This is a genomic window from Streptococcus oralis, assembly GCF_003943825.1.
Lineage (GTDB): Bacteria > Bacillota > Bacilli > Lactobacillales > Streptococcaceae > Streptococcus > Streptococcus oralis_CD.
Genome location: NZ_RJNJ01000081.1, coordinates 1 through 667, shown reverse-complemented (window position 1 = coordinate 667; position 667 = coordinate 1). Strand labels below are relative to the sequence as shown.

1 protein-coding gene is annotated in these 667 nt (G+C 47.8%); it reads right to left on the bottom strand.

The window, feature by feature from the left end; translation table 11 throughout:
- The coding region (locus tag D8863_RS10710; RefSeq protein ID WP_185761489.1) for a glycosyltransferase family 2 protein at nucleotides 1-649 on the bottom strand (649 nt) is incomplete at its 3' end.
- Between the last annotated feature and the right edge of the window lie 18 nt (nucleotides 650-667).

Below are 667 nucleotides of genomic sequence, written 5' to 3'. Positions count from 1 at the left end.
GTCTAAAACTCCAACTGGTCTTTCCAGCCTGTCTTTCGACATTTGGATAGTCTAGGTAGTATGTTCGAAAACCGACCCAGGCAAAGAGCCCTTTAGAGAACCGATTGGACTCGGTCAGGGTTAAAATAGCATCTACCACAGACCTTCTCATCATCCGGAAATCACGGACGCCTGAGGGGAGAGCTACTGGGCTGATTTTTTGCATGAGGCGGTAAAAAAGATCAGCACAGAAACTGCGAAAGAAGGGTTCTCCCTCCCGACTGGTTCTGCGTGTTCCCACACAATCCAAGTTCGCATCCTGATCTAGTAAGGCTTTCATCTCAAGTAGCATACTGGGGGGGTCCTGGAGGTCTGCATCCATCACGACCACCAGGTCTCCAGTCGCATGCTGCAAGCCTGCGTACAGAGCTGCCTCTTTCCCAAAATTTCGCGAGAACGAGATATAATGCACCGCAGGATTTTGCTTCCGATAAGCCTTCAAAAGCTCTAAGGTCCCATCGCTTGAGCCATCGTCTACAAAAACATACTCGACCTCTGCTCCCAGGTCAGGAAGCAAATCTTCAACAGACTGATAAAAAAGAGGAAGTACTTCCTCTTCATTTAAACAGGGGACAATGATCGAAATCATCATCCTAGTCTTCAAATCCATTTGGATGCTTACTTTGCC